Annotated in this window: 19 protein-coding genes and 1 pseudogene; 13 read left to right on the top strand and 7 right to left on the bottom strand. The window is 67.6% G+C overall.

From position 1 onward, the window contains the following. Window positions 1–38: 38 nt before the first annotated feature. Complete coding sequence (locus ACIBQX_RS23175; RefSeq protein WP_397007706.1) at window positions 39–464, top strand: ATP-binding protein; 426 nt, start codon at window positions 39–41, stop codon at window positions 462–464. A 34-nt stretch (window positions 465–498) separates the two neighbouring features. Here the strand turns inward: ACIBQX_RS23175 and ACIBQX_RS23170 are convergent, their stop codons facing one another. Further along, on the bottom strand, window positions 499–1,134 hold the full coding sequence (locus tag ACIBQX_RS23170; protein WP_397007704.1) for a TetR/AcrR family transcriptional regulator: 636 nt from the start codon (window positions 1,132–1,134) through the stop codon (window positions 499–501). Window positions 1,135–1,224: 90 nt separating this feature from the next. Here ACIBQX_RS23170 and ACIBQX_RS23165 point away from each other — a divergent pair, with 90 nt between their 5' ends. Then, window positions 1,225–2,769, top strand: a complete 1,545-nt coding sequence (locus tag ACIBQX_RS23165; protein ID WP_397007702.1) for an FAD-dependent monooxygenase — start codon at window positions 1,225–1,227, stop codon at window positions 2,767–2,769. 92 nt (window positions 2,770–2,861) lie between these two features. Here the strand turns inward: ACIBQX_RS23165 and ACIBQX_RS23160 are convergent, their stop codons facing one another. Next, window positions 2,862–3,905, bottom strand: coding sequence for a LacI family DNA-binding transcriptional regulator (locus ACIBQX_RS23160; protein ID WP_397007700.1), 1,044 nt, complete (start codon window positions 3,903–3,905; stop codon window positions 2,862–2,864). Between the two features lie 329 nt (window positions 3,906–4,234). On the opposite strand from ACIBQX_RS23160, the gene ACIBQX_RS23155 reads away from it, so the two are divergent. From ACIBQX_RS23155 to ACIBQX_RS23130, 6 genes are all read left to right on the top strand, one after another. Beyond that, a complete protein-coding gene (locus ACIBQX_RS23155) occupies window positions 4,235–5,992 on the top strand; it encodes an ABC transporter substrate-binding protein (protein ID WP_397007698.1) in 1,758 nt (585 codons plus the stop codon). 65 nt (window positions 5,993–6,057) lie between these two features. Then, window positions 6,058–7,053 (top strand): ABC transporter permease, encoded by a 996-nt coding sequence (locus ACIBQX_RS23150; protein ID WP_397007696.1) that lies wholly within the window; start codon window positions 6,058–6,060, stop codon window positions 7,051–7,053. Further along, window positions 7,050–7,934 carry an ABC transporter permease gene (locus ACIBQX_RS23145; RefSeq protein ID WP_397007694.1) on the top strand — a complete coding sequence of 295 codons (885 nt, stop codon included), beginning with the start codon at window positions 7,050–7,052 and terminating at the stop codon, window positions 7,932–7,934. The genes ACIBQX_RS23150 and ACIBQX_RS23145 overlap by 4 nt, the downstream gene beginning before the upstream one ends. After that, window positions 7,931–8,872 carry an ABC transporter ATP-binding protein gene (locus ACIBQX_RS23140; RefSeq protein WP_397007692.1) on the top strand — a complete coding sequence of 314 codons (942 nt, stop codon included), beginning with the start codon at window positions 7,931–7,933 and terminating at the stop codon, window positions 8,870–8,872. Before ACIBQX_RS23145 ends, ACIBQX_RS23140 begins: the two co-directional genes overlap by 4 nt. After that, on the top strand, window positions 8,872–9,747 hold the full coding sequence (locus tag ACIBQX_RS23135; protein ID WP_397007690.1) for an ATP-binding cassette domain-containing protein: 876 nt from the start codon (window positions 8,872–8,874) through the stop codon (window positions 9,745–9,747). Before ACIBQX_RS23140 ends, ACIBQX_RS23135 begins: the two co-directional genes overlap by 1 nt. 10 nt (window positions 9,748–9,757) lie before the next feature. Next, window positions 9,758–12,136: a glycosyl hydrolase 2 galactose-binding domain-containing protein gene (locus tag ACIBQX_RS23130; protein WP_397007688.1), complete on the top strand. Its 2,379-nt coding sequence runs from the start codon at window positions 9,758–9,760 to the stop codon at window positions 12,134–12,136. A gap of 520 nt (window positions 12,137–12,656) precedes the next feature. On the opposite strand, the gene ACIBQX_RS23125 is transcribed toward ACIBQX_RS23130, so the two are convergent. After that, the gene (locus ACIBQX_RS23125; RefSeq protein ID WP_397007686.1) at window positions 12,657–13,301 is read right to left on the bottom strand and encodes a TetR/AcrR family transcriptional regulator; all 645 of its coding nucleotides are present in this window, start codon (window positions 13,299–13,301) and stop codon (window positions 12,657–12,659) included. 143 nt (window positions 13,302–13,444) lie between these two features. Here ACIBQX_RS23125 and ACIBQX_RS23120 point away from each other — a divergent pair, with 143 nt between their 5' ends. From ACIBQX_RS23120 to ACIBQX_RS23110, 3 genes and pseudogenes are all read left to right on the top strand, one after another. Beyond that, window positions 13,445–14,224: a glucose 1-dehydrogenase gene (locus tag ACIBQX_RS23120; RefSeq protein ID WP_397007684.1), complete on the top strand. Its 780-nt coding sequence runs from the start codon at window positions 13,445–13,447 to the stop codon at window positions 14,222–14,224. Next, entirely contained in the window at window positions 14,221–14,697 is a 477-nt protein-coding gene (locus ACIBQX_RS23115) for a nitroreductase/quinone reductase family protein (RefSeq protein WP_397007682.1), read from the top strand. The genes ACIBQX_RS23120 and ACIBQX_RS23115 overlap by 4 nt, the downstream gene beginning before the upstream one ends. A 153-nt stretch (window positions 14,698–14,850) precedes the next feature. Further along, a pseudogene (locus ACIBQX_RS23110) lies at window positions 14,851–14,997 on the top strand (ISL3 family transposase); the annotation flags it as partial. Between the two features lie 72 nt (window positions 14,998–15,069). Here ACIBQX_RS23110 and ACIBQX_RS23105 read toward each other — a convergent pair. After that, on the bottom strand, window positions 15,070–15,273 hold the full coding sequence (locus ACIBQX_RS23105) for a DUF397 domain-containing protein (RefSeq protein WP_397007680.1): 204 nt from the start codon (window positions 15,271–15,273) through the stop codon (window positions 15,070–15,072). Next, window positions 15,266–16,123 carry a helix-turn-helix domain-containing protein gene (locus ACIBQX_RS23100; RefSeq protein WP_397007678.1) on the bottom strand — a complete coding sequence of 286 codons (858 nt, stop codon included), beginning with the start codon at window positions 16,121–16,123 and terminating at the stop codon, window positions 15,266–15,268. Before ACIBQX_RS23100 ends, ACIBQX_RS23105 begins: the two co-directional genes overlap by 8 nt. A gap of 208 nt (window positions 16,124–16,331) precedes the next feature. On the opposite strand from ACIBQX_RS23100, the gene ACIBQX_RS23095 reads away from it, so the two are divergent. Continuing rightward, window positions 16,332–16,640, top strand: coding sequence for a hypothetical protein (locus ACIBQX_RS23095; protein ID WP_397007676.1), 309 nt, complete (start codon window positions 16,332–16,334; stop codon window positions 16,638–16,640). Continuing rightward, window positions 16,637–17,086 (top strand): ATP-binding protein, encoded by a 450-nt coding sequence (locus ACIBQX_RS23090; protein ID WP_397007674.1) that lies wholly within the window; start codon window positions 16,637–16,639, stop codon window positions 17,084–17,086. Before ACIBQX_RS23095 ends, ACIBQX_RS23090 begins: the two co-directional genes overlap by 4 nt. 385 nt (window positions 17,087–17,471) lie before the next feature. Here ACIBQX_RS23090 and ACIBQX_RS23085 read toward each other — a convergent pair whose 3' ends face one another. Both ACIBQX_RS23085 and ACIBQX_RS23080 read right to left on the bottom strand, forming a co-directional pair. After that, on the bottom strand, window positions 17,472–17,825 hold the full coding sequence (locus tag ACIBQX_RS23085) for a hypothetical protein (RefSeq protein ID WP_397007672.1): 354 nt from the start codon (window positions 17,823–17,825) through the stop codon (window positions 17,472–17,474). Beyond that, complete coding sequence (locus ACIBQX_RS23080; RefSeq protein WP_397007670.1) at window positions 17,822–18,292, bottom strand: hypothetical protein; 471 nt, start codon at window positions 18,290–18,292, stop codon at window positions 17,822–17,824. The genes ACIBQX_RS23085 and ACIBQX_RS23080 overlap by 4 nt, the downstream gene beginning before the upstream one ends. Window positions 18,293–18,345: the final 53 nt, after the last annotated feature.

Genomic DNA, 18,345 nt, shown 5'->3' with positions numbered 1-18,345 from the left:
GCTCCGCCCTATCCGACAGGTCCGATGAAAGCTCTCGGATGATCACCTGGTGCCTGCCCCCTGACAGCGCCACCAGCCGTGCGCGAGAACTGCTCCGCGACCACCTGTCCCGGCAGCACCTCGCCTGCGATGTGCTCGTCGAGCTGGAGTTGGTCGTCGCCGAGCTGGCCACCAACGCGGCCAGCTACGCTCCCGGCCCCTACGAGCTGCGGATCGTGCACGACCACGGCTCACCGGGCAGGGTCGAGGTGGTGGACGCCGGCGCCGGCGCCGGGCTGATCGAAAGCCTGCTGCGCCGCCCCCTCGCCGTCCCGGACGACGTCGACGAGCTGGCCCTCGGGGGGCGGGGGCTGCGGATCGTCGCCGAGTTCACCCACGGGCGCTGTGGTGCCGGGTGGACTCGCCTGTGCGCCACCGGCCAGCCGGGCACCGTCGTCTGGTTCGAGCTCCCTTGCCTGCGGTAAGCCGCCGGAACGGCGGAAGTCCGCCGTGGTGAAGTCAGTTCGGTATGCGTGATCGATCCGGCCTGCTCCGGTGCTTCTGGACCAGGGGCATGAAGAGATCGTTGACGATCGAATGAACGCGTGCGGGCTCCAGGGGCTTCAGGCTCATGAGCAGATCGTGGCGCATCAGGTCGAACGGCATGGCGAGCACTGCGGAGGGGATGTGCTCAAGATCGATCTCGCCGCGGTCGTGGGCGCGCCGGTAAACGATCTCGGCGCGTGACAGTGGCGCGCCACCCAGAATCCTTTCGCGTGCCTGCGCGAGAGTCAGCCCGGCATCGGTCAGCAGCCCCGAGAAGACGCTGGCCGCGGCTATGGCGAAGAAGGTAGCGCGGGCTTCGCCCATGCCGGTCAGCAGGGCGAGCAGGTCGCCGGGCAGCGTGCCGGTGTCGGGGACCGCGACCGGGTGGACCTTGGGGTAGTGCTCGATGGCGGCGAGCACGAGCTGGTCCTTGTTGGGCCAGCGGCGGTAGAGCACCGCGATCCCGGTGTGTGCTCGTCTGGCGACGGACTCCATCGTCAGCTTGGCGTAGCCGGTCTCGACGAGCTCGTCCCATGCGGCTTCGAGCAGCGCGGCTTGGAGTTCTTCGCCGTGTCGGCGGCGGGCGTGCTTCGGGACGGGTTCTGCCACCCCTCCACGCTAGAGAGGCTTTCCTTTCTTAGCAAGTGCGCCTACCTTATTAAGAGAGTAATTCCTCTCTTACAGTGAACGGGAGCGTGCATGATGTTCGACGCCGTCATCGTCGGTGGAGGGCCCGTCGGGCTCTTTCTGGCCTGCGAGCTCAAGCTCGCGGGGGTCGACCCGGTGGTGGTCGAGCGACTACCCGAACCGAGTCAGGCGGACAAGGCCCACGGCATCGTCGGCCAGGCGGTGCGCCTGCTCGACGATCGCGGCCTGTTCGAGCGGTTCGGCGGATCGGGGGTCCCGAAGCCGTTGCCCACGTTCTTCTTCGGGACGCTGCCGCTGCCGCTGCACGTCCTCGGCGACGACAACCCGATGTACATGATCCAGATCAACCAGCGCGACATCGAACGCATTCTGGCCGAGCGGGCCGCCGAGCTGGGCGTGGACGTTCGTCGCGGATACGAGGTCCGGAAGTTCGCGCAGTCGGAGGACCACGTCGATCTCGTCGTCACGAGCCTCGACGGCGCGCAGGAGAACCTCAGCACCCGATTCCTCGTAGGTTGCGACGGCGGCCACAGCGAGATCCGGAAGCAGGCGGGCATCGCGTTCCCGGGAATCGTCGACGAACAGGTGGTGGCGCGAGCGGCACTCATCGGATCGACCGGGCAGATCGCGCCGGCGCCGGGCGGTCGCATCGCGATCGGCGGGTTCGGGGAGATCTCCGGCAACTTCCACCGGACGGAACGCGGGGTCATCATGATCGCTTTCCTCGCTCCCGAGCACCCCTTCATCACGACGCTCGAATGGGAGGACCACCCCGTCGGCAGCCACCCCGGTCCGGGCGCACCGATGACGCTCAAGGAGATGGAGGCGAGCGTCGAACGGGTCCTCGGTGTGCAGGTGGCCCTGTCCTCGCCGCCGGAGGGCTCGCCGACCCTCCTGCGCCGGATCTGCGGGCGGAACACGCGACTGGCGGACCGGTACCGCGACCGGCGGGTCTTCCTCGCCGGTGACGCGGCCCACGTCCATGCCGCCTCGGGCGGCCCGGGCCTCAACCTGGGGCTGCAGGACGCCGCGAACCTGGCATGGAAGCTGTCAGCGGACCTGCACGGCTGGGCCCCCGACGGACTTCTCGACAGCTACGAGTCCGAACGCCGCGCGCTCGGCGAACGCGTGTTCATGCAGACGCAGTCGCAGACGGCCCTCATGGCGCCGGGCAGCGCCGTGACCGCCCTCCGCGAGCTGTTCACCGAGTTGATGACGAAGCGCGAGAGCGTCCAGCTGATCGCCGACCTGATGGCGGGCGCGGATGTCCGGTACGACATGGGCGAGTGCGAGCCCGCCGACCTCACCGGGTGGTTCGCGCCGAGCCTCGACCTGACGACCGAGGACGGTCGCGCGCTCCGCCTCGCCGAACTCCGCCGCGACGCTCGCCCGCTGCTCCTGGACCTCTCCGCCGACGCCGCGCTCGCCGAGGCCGCGTCGGCCTGGTCCGATCGCGTCGCCCGCGTGGCCGCCCGTGCGGCGGCGCCGTCACTGCTCATCCGGCCCGATGGGTACGTCGCGTGGTCGGGAACCGATCCGGACGGGCTCCGGGGAGCGCTCGGACGGTGGTTCGGCACGGCGAAGACGGGATTCTGATGCCTTGGACGCGCATGTGCACGACCCGAAGTCTCCGCCGACAGCGCCGCGATCCGGTCGGCGATCGGGCGGGCCGGGGCGGGCGTAGACGGTCAACGGGTGGATGGCGAAGGGCGCCCCTGACCCGGGGGTGGGGCGGTGCTGCCCCGGGGAAGCAGGCGGGCCGCCTCGTCCTCCACCCCCTCCACCTCCTCGCCGGCGATCAACGACAGCAGCGCCCGTGCCGCGTGCGCGCCGTACGCCGGGATGTCGCGGGTGAGGGCGCTCAGCGCGGGCCGTACGACCTGGGACAGCGGCGAGTCGTCCCAGGCCACGATCGACAGGTCGCCGGGCACGTCGAGGCGCATCTCGTGGGCGGCGGACATGCCGGCGACGGCCATGATGTCGTTGTCGTACACGATCGCCGTGGGGCGGGTGGGGGAGCTGACGAGGCGGCGGGTGGCGTGGGCGCCCTCTTCGCCGGTGTAGTCGGTGTGCATGATCGGGTGCTGGTCGAGGCCGAGGTCCTGGCAGGCGGTGGTGAACGCCTGGTCGCGCAGCACGGTGTGGACGAGGTCGGGCAGCCCCGCGACCCGGGCGATCCTGCGGTGGCCGAGGGCGGCCAGGTATTCGACGGTCTCGCGGACGGGGACGGACTCGTCGGACCAGACGGGGGTGAGTGAGCCGGCCTCGGAGGGGTGGCCGATGACGACGGCGGGCAGGCCGAGCTCGTTGAGCGCGCTGACGCGGGGGTCGGCGAAGCGCAGGTCGACGAGGATGGCGCCGTCGACGCGGCCCTCGCCCCACCAGCGGCGGTAGATCTCCATCTCCTGCTCGGGGTGGGCCACGACCTGGAGCATGAGCGCGTAGGAACGGGCCGACAGCTCGGTCTCGATGCCGCTGATGAGCTCCATGAAGAAGGGCTCGACGCCGAGTATTCGGGCGGGCCTGCACAGGGTGAGCCCGACGGTGCGGGCCTGGGCGCCGTTGAGGGCACGGGCGGCGCTGTTGGGCCGCCAGCCGATCTCTTCGGCGATGGCCTTGATGGCGGCGCGTTTGGCGGGGGAGACTCCGGGGCGGTCGTTGAGCGCGTAGGAGACGGCCACCTTGGAGACTCCCGCTTGTCGGGCGATGTCGGCGATCGTCGGTCGCTTCACCGAGCCCCCTTTTTTTCTGAACCGGTTAGCTGCGTGTCGAGACGACCTTACCCCTGGTCCGAGCGTCGCACATCAGGTGGGCCGCACCAAGGGGCGTTGTCTCAAACAGATCACGGCTCTTGACGCGGTTGTCACCGCGAATTTACGTTCGCGATACTTATCCGGTTCAGCGGGTATCTGCGCGGCGATGCATGAGAGCGCTCCCAAACGGCTCAATGCCGCCGATCAGGCCGCTGACCAGGTACGACGGCGGCGTAATGTCCCGGGCCGCCGACTTCGGGGTTGGACACATGGTCGACCTCCGCTTCGGTGGGGGAAGGAGAAACGCAATGCAGACCCGGGCACGGATCCTGATACCGCTCCTCGCGGCAGGCATGGCCGCCACCGCCTGTTCGGGAGGCGGCGCGACGCCGGCTCCCCAAGCCTCCCAGGCCGGCAGCGCCGCACCCGCTCCCCAGGGCAACACCGGCGAGCTCCCGCGTAACGAGACGCTGTACACCACGGGCACCCAGTGGGGGCCGCCCGCCAACTTCAACCCGATCCGCGAGTGGGACTCCGCCACCGGCACCAAGGGCCTGGTGTACGAGACGCTCTTCCACTTCGACCCCAACGCGGCCAAGCTCACGCCGTGGCTCGCCGAGAGCGGCAGTTGGACGGACGACACGACGTACGAGGCCAAGATCCGCACGGGCGTCACCTGGGCGGACGGCAAACCGCTGACCGCCAAGGACGTCGCCTTCTCCTACAACCTGGGCAAGATGGAGACGGTCCCGTACCACAACATCTGGGACTGGCTGAAGTCGGTCGAGGCGGTCGACGACCAGACGGTCCGCTTCTCGTTCTCGCAGGCGAACTACCAGGAATGGGACTACAACCTCTACAGCCGGGTCATCGTGCCCGAGCACATCTGGAGCAGCCGTTCCGAGGAGGACGTGCTGAACGGGGTCAACGAGAACCCGGTCGGCACCGGCGCGTACAAGTACCAGAGCCATGACCAGGACCGCGTGGTCTGGGTCAAGCGCGACGACTGGTGGGGCAAGACGGCGCTCACCATGGAACCCAAGCCCAAGTACATCGTGGACGTCGCCACGCCCAGCAACGAGGTGGCCATGGGCCTTCTGCTGCAGAAGGGCATGGACATGAGCAACAACTTCCTGCCCGGCGTGGCCAACCTGGTCAAGGGCAACTTCGGCATCACCACGTTCTACAACGAGCCGCCGTACATGCTGTCGGCCAACACCGCCTGGCTGGTGCCCAACACCACCAAGAAGCCGATGAACGACCCGGCCTTCCGCAAGGCGCTGGCCACCTCCGTGGACGTCAAGAAGATCGTCGAAGGCGTCTACGGCAACCTGGTCAAGGCCTCCAGCCCGACGGGCCTGCTGCCGCAGTGGGACCAGTTCGTCGACCAGAGCGTGGTGAGCGCCGGCGGCTTCGCCTTCGACACCGCCAAGGCCAAGAAGGCGCTGGCCGACGCCGGTTACAAGGACACCAACGGCGACGGGCTGGTGGAGAACAAGGACGGCTCGAAGATCAGCCTGAAGATCGAGGTGCCGGCCGGCTGGACGGACTGGATGGAGGCGGCCCGGGTCATCTCCAGCAGTGCCAAGGCGGCCGGCATCGACGTCAACCCGGAGTTCCCCGACTTCAACGCGCTCGTCGAGAACCGCAGCAAGGGCGACTTCGACCTGATCGTCAACAACGAGCGCCAGCTGTCCAGCAGCCCGTGGACCTACTACGACTACCTCTTCCAGCTGCCGATCCGCAAGACGCAGAACACCGTCAACTTCGGCCGTTACGAGAACAAGGAGGCCTGGGAGCTGGTCCAGAAGCTCGACCAGGTCAAGACCGACGACATCGAGGGCATGAAGGCGGTCATCTCCGACCTGCAGAAGATCCACCTGGACGAGATGCCGGTCATCCCGCTCTGGTACAACGGCCTGTGGGCCCAGTCCAGCAACAGCGTGTGGAAGAACTGGCCCTCCTCGGCGCCGGGAGCGCCCAAGTCGGCGCCCGTCATGTGGCGCAACTGGCTCGAACTGGGCGGATTCGAGACGCTCACCCAGCTCCAGCCCGTGGCCGGCTGACCGGATGATCGTGTCCCCTCCGCCTGTCCCCCCGGGCGGAGGGGGCCCCTTTGGGGAGACCTCACGTGCGCCAATACTTCGGCAGGAAACTGCTCATCTACGGTCTGACCTTCGTGGTCGCCGTCACGGTCAACTGGATGATCCCGCGCTTCATGCCCGGCGACCCGGTGGCCAGCATGCTGGCCAGGGCCCGCGTGACGCAGCCCGCGGCGGTCGAGGCGATGCGGACCTACTACACCAACCTGTTCGGCTTCGACCAGCCTGTCTGGCAGCAGTACCTGAACTTCTGGGGCGCGATGTTCCAGGGGGACTTCGGCATCAGCATCTGGGTGTTCCCGACCCCGGTGGCCGACGTCATCCTGGCGGCGGTGCCGTACACGCTGGCGTTGATGATCCCGTCGGTCCTGCTCAGCTACTGGGTCGGCAACCGGTTCGGCGCCTTCGCGGCGCGGCGCAAGCTGCTCGACAACACGGTCCTGCCGGTCGGCTACATCCTGACGGCGACGCCGTACATGTGGCTGGCGGTGCTCCTGGCCTGGGGGCTGGGCGTGGTGGCCGGGTGGTTCCCGGTGGCCGGCGGCTACAGCTTCTCCCTGCAGCCGAGCTGGACCTGGGCCTTCGTCCTCGACCTGCTGCACCACTGGGTCCTGCCGTTCCTGTCGCTGTTCCTGGTGGCGCTCGGCGGGTGGGCGATCGGCATGCGCAACATGATCATCTATGAGCTGGAGTCGGACTACTCCAACTATCTGTCCGCGCTCGGCGCGCCGTCGCGGCTGATCCGCCGGTACGCCTACCGCAACGCGATCCTGCCCCAGATCACCGGCCTGGCACTGCAGCTCGGCGTGCTGGTGGCCGGGGCGCTGGTCACCGAGATCGTCTTCTCCTATCCAGGGCTCGGCAGCCTGATACTCAAGGCCATCCAGAACCAGGACTTCTTCCTGCTGCAGGGCACCTTCATGTTCATCGTGATCGGGGTGCTGGTGGCGAACTTCATCATCGACATCGTCTACGTGCTGATCGATCCCCGTACGCGTACCGGAATGGCGGGTGCTCAGGCATGACCACGACGACCACCCTGCCCACGCAGGAGCGCGTGGTGCGGCGGGAGGCGCTGTACTTCGCGGTGCGCAACACCAAGCTGATGATCGGCTTCGGGATCGTCCTGTTCCTGCTGCTCGTGGGCGTGTTCGGGCCGATCTTCATGAGCATCGAGGACCCCAACGAGTACGTCGCGGCGGCGATGCTGCCGCCCTCGTCGGAGCACTGGTTCGGCACCACCACGTTCGGCCAGGACGTCTTCACCCAGTTCGTGTACGGCCTGCGCACCACGTTCCTGGCCGGGGCGCTGGGCGGCGGCATCGCGGCCGTCATCGCGATGGTGATCGGCTTCGTCGCCGGTTACCGGGGCGGCTGGATGGACGAGATCCTCAACATGCTCACCAACGTCGTGCTGGTCATCCCGACGCTGGCCGTGCTGCTCATCATCAACGCCTACCTGGGCATCCGCAGTGTCGGCGTGCAGGCGCTGTTCATCGGGCTGACCTCCTGGCCGTGGGCGGCGCGGTCGATCAGGGCGCAGACGTTCTCGCTGCGCAGCCGGGAGTTCGTGGACCTGGCCAGGCTCAGCGGCATGAACACCCGCAAGATCATCATGCGGGAGATCGCGCCGAACATGAGCTCCTACCTGTTCATGACCTTCATCCTGCTGTTCGGCGGTTCGATCCTGATCGCCTCCTCGCTGGACTTCATCGGTCTCGGGCCCACCGAAGGCGTCTCGCTCGGCCTGATGCTGCAGAACTCCACCCAGTGGAGCGCGCTCCAACTCGGCCTGTGGTGGTGGTTCGTCCCGCCGGGGGCCGGCATCACCGCCGTCGTGGGCGCCCTGTACGTCGCCAACGTCGGCCTTGACGAGGTCTTCAACCCGAAGCTGAGGGAAACATGAGTCTGCGGGTCAATGATCTGAGGGTGCACTACCGCACTCTCAAGGGTGAGGTGAAGGCGCTGGACGGGGTCTCCTTCACCATGAAGGACGGGGAGATCCTCGGCCTCGCGGGCGAGTCGGGCTGCGGCAAGACCACCCTGGGCAAGAGCCTCATCCGGATGGACGGCCGGATGCGGCACGCCGGCGGGACGGTCGAGCTGGACGGCCGCGACCTGCCCGTCGGCGACGACCGGGCGATGAACGCGTTCCGCTTCCACGAGGTCTCGCTCATCCCGCAGTACTCGATGAGCGCGATGAACCCGACCCGCAGGATCGGCAAGATGATCGCCGAGCTGCTCAGGTCGCGCGGCGTCACGCTCGACACCGAGGAGCTGCACCACCGCCTCGACCTGGTCGGCCTGGAACGCGAGGTGCTGAGCCGCTACCCCATCGAGCTGTCCGGCGGCATGAAGCAGCGCATGGTCATGGTCATCTCCACGCTGCTCGACCCGTCGCTGCTCATCGCCGACGAGGTCACCTCGGCGCTGGACGTGTCCACGCAGAAGGCGGTCGTCAAGGCGATGCTCGGCTTCCGCGACAACGGCTTCGTCAAGAGCATGATCTTCATCACCCACGACCTGGCGCTCACCTCCAACCTCGCCGACACAATCATGATCATGTACGCGGGCAAGCTGGCCGAGAAGGCGCCCGCGGACAAGGTCGTCAAGGCGCCGCGGCATCCGTACACCCAGCTTCTGATCAACTCGCTGCCGGAGATCGGCGTCCGGTACGACCAGCGCAAGCTGGCCGGCATCCCCGGCAGCCCGCCGTCCCTGCTGAACCCGCCGACGGGCTGCCGCTTCCGGGCCCGATGCCCGCTCGCGGGCGAGGAGTGCGCGGAGGAGCCGCCCGTGGCCGAGATCGAGCCCGACCACTTCGTCGCATGCTGGAAGGCCTGATGCTGAAAGTCGACAACGTCACGAAGGTCTACAAGGTCGGGACCTTCGGCGGCCGGACCATGACAGCCGTGGACACGGTGAGCTTCGACGTGCGGCCCGGCGAGGTCGTCTCCCTCATCGGAGAGAGCGGCAGCGGGAAGAGCACGATCGGCAAGATGATCCTCGGCCTGACCCCGGTCACCAGCGGCTCGATCACCGTGGACGGCGTGCCGATCCAGCCGGGCAAGGACTACTACCGGTCGGTTCAGGGCGTCTTCCAGGACCCGTTCAGCTGCTACAACCCGGTCTTCAAGGCCGACCGCGTGTTCGCGCTGATCAAGGAGAGCTACTACCCGTCGGTGCCGGACGCCGAGTGGACCGAGCGGGTCCGCTCGGCCATCCAGGACGTCCGGCTCAACCCGGACGAGGTGCTCGGCAAATTCCCGCACCAGCTCAGCGGCGGCCAGCTGCAGCGGCTGCTCATCGCCAGGGCGCTGCTGCTGGACCTCAAGCTGCTGATCGCCGACGAGATCACCAGCATGCTCGACGCCTCCACCCGCATCGACGTGCTCAACCTGCTGGCCGAGCTCAAGGCGCGCGGCCTCGGCGTGCTGTACGTCACCCACGACCTGTCGCTCGGCCACTACCTGGCCGAGCGCACCGTCGTGCTGCGGCGCGGCACGATCGTCGAGATGGGCCTCACCTCGAAGGTCTTCGACGACCCCCTGCACCCCTACACCAGGCAGCTGCTGTCGGCCGTCCCCCGCCTGCACGCCCCGTGGGACGACATCGAGCCGCCGGCCACCTGCCTGTACCACGAGCGCGGGGCCACCGGCGGGCTGCTGGAGGCCGATCCGGGACACTTTGTGGCCTGTGCCCAGCTCAGCGACTGCTAAGGAGATCTCCTTGAGCTCGTACCGCCCGTTGCACGACGGCTGGATCGTGTCGGCCGTCTCGCAGGACATCGAGGCACCGGCCACCGTGCCCGGTTGCGTGCACACCGACCTGCTGGCGGCAGGCCTCATCGACGACCCCTACCTGGACGACAACGAGAACCGGCTGTCCTGGATCGGCCGTACCGGCTGGTCCTACAGCACCTCCTTCACCTGGTCCGGCGACGAGCACGAGCGCACCGACCTGGTGTGCGAGGGGCTGGACACGGTGGCCACGGTCACCCTGAACGGCGTGCGGGTGGCACGCACCGCCAACCAGCACCGCTCCTACCGGTTCCCGGTCCGGCACCTGCTGCGCGAGGGCGCCAACACGCTCACCGTGACCTTCGACTCCGCCGTCGGCCACGCCGAGGAGCAGCGCGCGGTGCTGGGCGAGCGGCCCGGCGCGTACGCGGCGCCGTACCCGTTCATCCGCAAGATGGCCTGCAACTTCGGCTGGGACTGGGGGCCCGCCCTGGTCACCGCCGGGATCTGGCGGCCCATCGGCCTGGAGAGCTGGAGCGGCGCCCGGCTGGCCGAGGTGCGCCCGCTGGTCCGGGTCGGCGACGGCGTGGGCACCGTCGACGTGCACGTCAAGGTGGAGCGCGCCACCGAGGAGCCGCTCACGCTGCGCGCCGAGGTGGCGGGCGTCACCGCCGAGGTGCGGCTCGCCACCGGGCAGCGCGAGGCGGTCGTGTCCCTGTCCGTCCCCGGCCCGCGGCTGTGGTGGCCTCGCGGGTACGGCGAGCAGCACCGCTACGAGCTGGCCGTGCGCCTCGGCGACTCCGCGTGGACCAGGAAGATCGGCTTCCGCTCGGTGGCGGCCGAGCGCGAGGCGTTCAAGCTCGTCGTCAACGGCGTGCCGGTGTTCGTCCGCGGCGTCAACTGGATCCCCGACGACTGCTTCCCCACCAGGATCACCCGCGAGCGGCTGGCCGAGCGGTTCGCCCAGGCCACCGGCGCCGGCGTCAACCTGCTGCGGGTCTGGGGCGGCGGCCTGTACGAGAGCGAGGACTTCTACGACCTGGCCGGCGAGCTCGGCCTGATGGTCTGGCAGGACTTCCCGTTCGCGTGCGCGAGCTACCCGGAGGAGGAGCCGATCCGCTCCGAGGTGGTGGCAGAGGCCCGCGAGAACGTGGTCCGGCTCGCCCCCCACCCGAGCCTGATGCTGTGGTGCGGCAACAACGAGAACCTCGAAGGCCACGCCGACTGGCGGTGGCAGGAGCGGCTCGGCGGCCGGAGCTGGGGCGGCGGCTTCTACCACGACCTGCTGCCGTCGATCGTGGCCGAGCTCGACCCGACGCGCCCGTACATCCCCGGCAGCCCGTTCTCGGCCACGCCGGGGCAGCCGCCGCAGGATCCGGCCAGTGGCACGATCCACATCTGGGACGTGTGGAACCGCGAGGACTACAGCCGCTACGCCGCCTACACGCCCCGCTTCGTCGCCGAGTTCGGCTTCCAGGGGCCGCCCGCCTACGCCACGATGCGCCGCGCCATCAGCGGCGAGCTGGCCGCCGACGCGCCGCTGGTGCTGCACCACCAGAAGGCCGACGACGGCAACGCCAAGCTGCTGCGCGGCCTCGGAGAGCACCTGCCGCAGCCGGGCACGTTCGACGACTGGCACTACCTGACCCAGCTCAACCAGGCCAGGGCGATGGCCTTCGGCGTGGCGCGGTTCCGCGCGCTCGCGCCCTACTGCATGGGGACCATCGTCTGGCAGCTCAACGACTGCTGGCCGGTCACCTCGTGGGCCGCCGTCGACGGCGACGGCCGACGCAAACCGCTCTGGTACGCGCTCCGGCGCGCCTACGCCGACCGGCTGCTGACCGTACAGGACGGTGAGGTGGCCGTGGTCAACGACGGCGACGAGCCGTGGGCCGGCGAGCTGGTCCTCACCCGGCAGAGCCTCCTTGGCCAGCCGCTGGCCAAGGAGGCCGTCCCGGTCGAGGCGGGGCCGCGCTCGGTGGCCCGGGTGGCGCTGCCCGCCGCCGTCGGCGACCCCGACGACCCGGCCGCCGAGCTGCTGACCGTCCGGCTCGGGGACGCGCGCGTGGTCTCTTTCTTCGCCGAGGACACCGCCGTCGCCTACGCCCCCGCCGACTACGACGCCCGCGTCGAGCCGGTGGAGGACGGCTACCGCGTCACCGTGACGGCCCGCACGCTCGTGCGCGAGCTGGCGCTCTTCCCGGACCGGCTGGACCCGGCGGCCTCGGTGGACGCCATGCTGGTGACCTTGCTGCCGGGCGAGGAGGAGACCTTCCACGTCACCACCGACCGGCCCCTCGACCCGCAGGCGCTGACCTCTTATCCGGTGCTGCGCTGCGTCAACGAGGCACGCGAACACCCATCGTGACCGATCACCACTTCGCGGACGATCTCTCTTGCGGGCACCCGCGGCACCCCACCGTAGCGGCCACGCAAGTACCCCCGTTTGAGACGCACGTCTGTGGTTTGACCAGTGTCGCCATGCAGGCCTCACGGTTTCTCCTGAACCGCTCCGGCTCCGCCTCCACGAGCGTGGATGCGACAAAGACTTTCGGGTCGTGATTCTTCTCCAAGCAGACGGCTCGCCGATCGGATCGGCGAGCCGTAAGGAGGCTCTTCACAGATGAGGGTGTAGCTGCGGGCCTGGCTTGCGGGTCCTGGGCCACCCCTCTTGCTGCCGCTGGGAGTTTCCGCCCCAGGAGCGCAGCCTTGCACGATTGGGCCCGCTGCTGAGACCTCTTGTCGGGCCGTGCTGATGCCAGGCTGATCGAGGTGGGTCAACACATCGAGACTTCCTCCTTCGGTGTCCGCCTCGGGATGACCCGCGAACGCCTTGGTGCCGACAGCCTCGATTGCGTAGGCATCAGCTCCTTAGGTGGCGGCGGGACTCAGTCGTTGGTGGACGCCCCTGATCCAGTCGCGGCGTACCGGGCGGCGATGGTGCGGACGGCCTCGTCGACTACCTGAGCGACGCGTTCGGCGCTCACCTCCCAGCCCGGCACCAGGAGTGTCGGCCAGAAGACGTAGTTGGAGATCATGCCCAGGAACTGGGTGGCTGCGAGGTCCACGTCCTCGACTCGCACCGTTCCCGCCTCGTGCTCAGCCAGGAGGTAGCTGCGTACGGACTCGAAGTAGGGCATCTTCCCCTGCGAGAACTGCGCATGGGCCAGCTCAGGGAACCGCGGCAGCTCAGCGATGACGATCCTGAACAGGTCGGTCATCTGGGCACGGCCTAGCAGCTCGGCGTAACGGCGACCGATGATGCTGAGCCCGTCGACGACGTTGCCTGCTGACGGAGGATTCTCCTCGTCAGCGGTCGACCAGGACTCGGTCACGATGGCGTCGAACAGGGCGGCTTTGCTCGGAAACTGCTTGAACAAGGTGGCCCGCGAAACGCCCGAGCACTCTGCGATCCGCGCCAGTGACGTCCGGTCGTAGCCCAACTCGAGAAACAGTGCGGTCGCGGCCGTCACGATCTGCGCGCGCTTCTCCTGGGCGACGCGCTGGTGATATGTCGTCACGACCCTGCTCATGGGCCGAGCATACGAGGTGAGTGGCTTGACTCGCAACTGCTCCCGACCTAGTGTCAGGGAATGGTGAGTCGCCCGGCTCACCACTGGCCGGCGTTCATCACTGGTGATCCCGGTCATTCACCCACGTACCGAAGGAACATCTGATGCCCCGCTTCGACAACCAGACCGTGCTCGTGACCGGTGGGACCGGCGGCCAGGGCTCGAGCCACGTGCGCGCCTTTCACGCGGAGGGAGCGAACGTGGTGATCGGCGACATCGACGCGGAACGCGGCGCCGCTCTCGCCGACGAACTCGGGACCCGCGCTCGCTTCACCCACCTCGACGTCACCGACGAGAGCTCGTGGTCCGCCGCTGTGCTAGCCGCCGAGAGCGCCTTCGGCGCCCTGAACGTGCTCGTCAACAACGCGGGCGTGCAGAATCCACCTGCAACGATCGAAAACACGGAGCAGGCCACGTGGTCGCGCATCCTCGACATCAACCTCACAGGGACCTTCCTCGGCATCAAGATCGCAGCCCCCGCTCTGCGCCGCGCAGCAGGGGGAGCCATCGTCAACGTCGCCTCGACCATGGGCCTGGGCGGCACGGCTCACTACGCGCCGTACGTCGCCAGCAAGTGGGCCGTGCGAGGCCTCACCCAAACGGCAGCACTCGAGCTCGGCCGCGACCACATCCGGGTGAACACCATCCACCCCGGCGTGATATCGACCTCCTTCATCCACGAACCAGCAGCCGGCGCAGTCGCGGCAATCGCCGACTTCTACTCACCCGAGCCGTTCGCCATCCCCCGGCTCGGGGAGCCGACCGACGTCAGCCGTCTTCTCCTGTTCCTCACGTCATCGGACGCGTCGTTCATCACGGGGTCGGAGTACGTCATCGACGGTGGGCTCCTCCTCGGCCCCGCCCTTCAGGCCGAGACCGCATGAGCACCCCAGACACGACCGGGTCGAACGACTCCGCATGGGGCGCGTCTCTGTCCCACCTGCCCCACCACATCCGACGAGCCATCGAGATCACCCCCGCCGCGGGCACCAGAGAACGGATCATCGACATCACGACGCTGGGGCGCCGCACCGGCCGAGCACGCCGCATCGAGATCTTCTTCTACCGAGCCGCGGGCGCCACCTACCTGTGTAGCGGCGCCGGCGGTGCCGCGACCGACTGGCATGCGAACCTTCTCGCCAATCCCAACTTCACCTTCCACCTCAAGAACGGGATCCGTGCAGATCTACCTGCACGGGCCACGCCTGTCACCGACCCAGCTGAACGTCAGGCCGTGTTGGCGGAGATCGTGGCGGATCTCAATCAGCCCCACGACCCCGGCACCATCCGGCCGACTCGGCTCGAAGACTGGGCTGACAGTCGGCTGATGCGCATCAGCTTCCGCCATCGGCCGTGATCGCGGATCCCTCGACAGATGGCCTACTCCCAGAGATCGGGGTGTAGTCGCGGCTCTTCGCCAGATGAGGGTGTAGCTGGCGCGGCGGTCCCAGATGGATGTCGAGGTTCCAGAGGGAAAGGCTCCTACCCGCTCATCTGAAAGAACCGCCACGTGCCCGACGCCACCGTCGGTGAGCGCATGGATGCGTTCGCCCACCCCGATCTGACAGCCTTCTGCCACCTCGACGAGCTTGGGCTCGTCGTCACCGGCCAGCGCCTCGAGCCCGAGCACGCGGTCCTCGCGTGCCGGGTCGTCGAGACCGGCGGGTTCATACCACGACTACACCCTCAACCGTGAAGAGCCCATAAGGGGCCGCGGTGAACGGGGTAGTCAAGACAGGTCGAACTCGCCGCCTTTGACTCCGGAAACGAATGCTCTCCACTCACTCGGATCGAAGACCAACGCCGGCCCGTGAGGGTCCTTGCTGTCGCGTACGGCCACGATGCCGGGAAGGTTGTCAGCCACTTCGACGCAGTCGTTCCCGCTTCCGCTCAGGCTGCTTTTACGCCACGCGGCGTTCGATAAGTCAGTCATGAGTCAGCTGCTCCTTGATATCGCTGATGAGCTTCCGGGACTCCTCTGGAGACAGGGCGACATCCCATATACGCCCAAATGCGATTTTATAGCGATCTACCTGATCCGAGCTCTCCACATATACGTCACCGGCCGTGCCTTCGACATAGGCAACATCTGGGTCCACCGCTTCGGCGAAGGACAGGACCGTGAACGCCCCTTCGAGCCCTGCGTGCGCGCCGACGCTGTAGGGAAGGACGCGGATGGTTATGTTGGGCCGACGAGCGGCGACCAGGATGGCTTCCAGCTGATCTCGCATCATCTCGCGACCGGCGATGGGACGACGTAGAACACTCTCGTCGATCACGGCATGCAACTCTGGGGCATCTGGACGGCTGAGCAGTGTCCGTCGTGCCATGCGTGCCATCACACGACGTTGGATGTCCTCAGGATCATGCGGTTCCGGTCTTCCCGCGCTGATCACCGCGCGTGCATAGTCCTCGGTCTGCAAGAGCCCCGGAACGAGTTGCACCTGCCACTGGCAAATTCGCGATGCTTCGTCCTCCAACCCGACGTAGGAGCCGGTGAACACGTCGGCGTAGGCCGTCCACCAACCCCGCTTGCGAACCTCCTTCGCCAACTGGACCAGCATGGCGCGAACGTCCGATCTGGCCCCGTACAGATCGCAGACTGCGGCGACATCCGAAAGACTTGCTCTGGTGCGGCCGGTTTCGATTCGGCTGATCTTGCTGCGGTGCCATCCAAGTTGAGCGGCGGCAGTCTCGGGAGTCAGTCCCTTCTCTTCACGCATGCTGCGCAACTCACGTGCGAGACGACGCAGTCTCACGGTTGGGCTGTGACTCGATTGCATGGAGTAACTATGGCAGTCCATTGAGTGATGTAGATGGCTGTTACACAAAGTCATACTCCATGTGCACAGTGCATTGACAGGTCACTCAACGTAGCTTCATTCTTGCGTAGCGGAGCGGATCTGGGGATTGGACCCTTGCGGGACGTACAAGTGGCTGTCCCTTATCGCCCGAAGTCTGCTATTTCGGCACCGAAAGGCGGTTCCAGCGATGCGACGTACGCGGAAGCAGGACGACGTGACGGGAACGGGTGCGGCGTCGCCGAGCACGGAGCAGGTGCAGTTCTTCCATCTGGCTCGGCTGGCCTGGGGGTTGAAGGTGCGAGGGCTGGCCGTTTCGGTCCAGTTGCCGCGACGGGCGGAGCCGTGTCTCTCGGTGCGGCGGGAGTCCGGGCCGCTGCTCGTCCGGGCCGCGCTGCAGGGGCAGCAATGGGTTTTCACTTGGGGGCGCGGGCGTAGCCGGTGCGTGGACGTGCGAGACGAAAGCGTGTACGAGCGGGTGTGGGAGGTGGCGCGGTGAGTGAGCGGGCTCTGGTTGAGATGACGATCCCGGGGAACGCGGCGTGGGTCTGCCTGGTTCGCCGCTGGGTGGCCGACGCCTTGACGGTGGCGGGGCATCGCGATGTGGACGGTGTACGGCTCGTCGCGAGCGAGTTGGCGGGGAACGCCGTGCTGCATACCGAGTCGGGGCGGCCTGGCGGGTTGGTGAGGGTGAAGGTTTACGAGGTCACCGACGCGCTGGCCAGGGTTGAGGTGATCGACCAGGGCGCGGTGACGGTTCCTCGTTCTCGCCGGTCCGGTGCCGAGGAGTGCGGTGGTCGTGGCCTGTGGCTGGTCGAGCAGACCGCGATCAGCTGGGGGACCCGGTCCGTGCCGCAGCGGTGGAACCTGACCTGGGCCGAGGTTTCCACGCTGGGAGTGCTCCCGGCGCCTGAGTTCGAGGACGCGCAAGAGGCTCTCACGTGACTTCTGACTTTCACGGTCCGCATGCCGCTGATGGTGGGTCCGACGCTGAGCCGATCGATTGGCGTGATCCGTTGCCTCGCTTCGGCCGGGTCCGGGTCCTACGGCACACCGGGGAGGGCCGGGCGCGGGTTTACGAGCTCTGCGCTGGGGGCGGGTGCGCCTGGATACGCCGGACCGACCGTTCACCGACTGCCGTGATTGTCAAGGAGAGCTGTCCTACCTCGTACAGGGAGGCCGGGGACTTGTGGGAGAGGCTGCTCTCCGGCGAGGCCGGATAGCTCTATCGAAGGGTGAAGCGATTCCGCAGTGCCGGAATGCGACCCGCGCCGGCTATGGGGCCGCTCGCGTCGCCAAGAACTTATGGGGCGCCAGGTTTCGGCCGCGCCTATTCGGTGTCCTTGGGGTGTCGAGGCGATGCGTATATCACCCAGACAGTACGAGTGGCGTCATCGATGGCGTACCGCACACGCCCGCCGCTGGTCACCTCGAACTCCCACTGCTCCAAGTCCTTGCCGTTGTGGCGATGGGTCGCGAGATCACCGCGCAGGCGATGCTGACGGTCATGACTTGCACGTGATCGGGGGTCGGTTCGCAGTACCTCGAAGCATCGGCGCGTGTTGGCCAAGGCGTGGCGGCACAGTTCTTCCCAGCCTTTGACTGCGTCGCCGGTGCCGAACCGGAGATCCCACTCGTCATCCGGTGGCGGCACCGTAATGCGATCGCCCCGTTTCGGACTCATGTGAAAACCTGCACCGGGCCGAAGTCGCCGCTGGTGGGCTTGCGGGCCTCGGCGTGATGTGCAGGGTCGGCCTTGATTCTGGCGGTGGCTCGCCAGCCCGCGACGACCTCTCGGGTTGTGGCATCGACGTCGAGCTCGGCCGCGTCGGAGAGCGCTTCGACCAGTTCCAGAGTGAAGGCCCGTAGTTCGTCCGAGGACAGGTGGCGAACCCAGGGAAAGACCTCCGGCATGGCGATGACCAGCGCCCGCGCGGTGGGGTCATGTTTGATCAGGGCGAGGAACAGCCGGGACGCGGTGGTCAGGGTCTGTTCGCGCTCCTCTTCACGGTCCGCCGCTGTCAGGTAGAAGTCGGGAGCATCGCGATGTGTGACGCGAACGCGTCCGAGGCGTGCCGCGCGTTCGGCGACCGATCGGGGATTTCTCGACAGCTCTGAGAAGGTCACGGCGTCGGCATGGCAGGTGCTCACGCGCTGAGTCTATATCAGAACACGTTCTGAATGCCTCTATCCAGGGCCGGCGG

Origin of the sequence: Nonomuraea sp. NPDC049714 (genome assembly GCF_044465295.1) — a bacterium.
Lineage (GTDB): Bacteria > Actinomycetota > Actinomycetes > Streptosporangiales > Streptosporangiaceae > Nonomuraea.
Note: the sequence above shows the minus strand (reverse complement) of the source record. Positions and strands in the feature narration are given on the sequence as shown.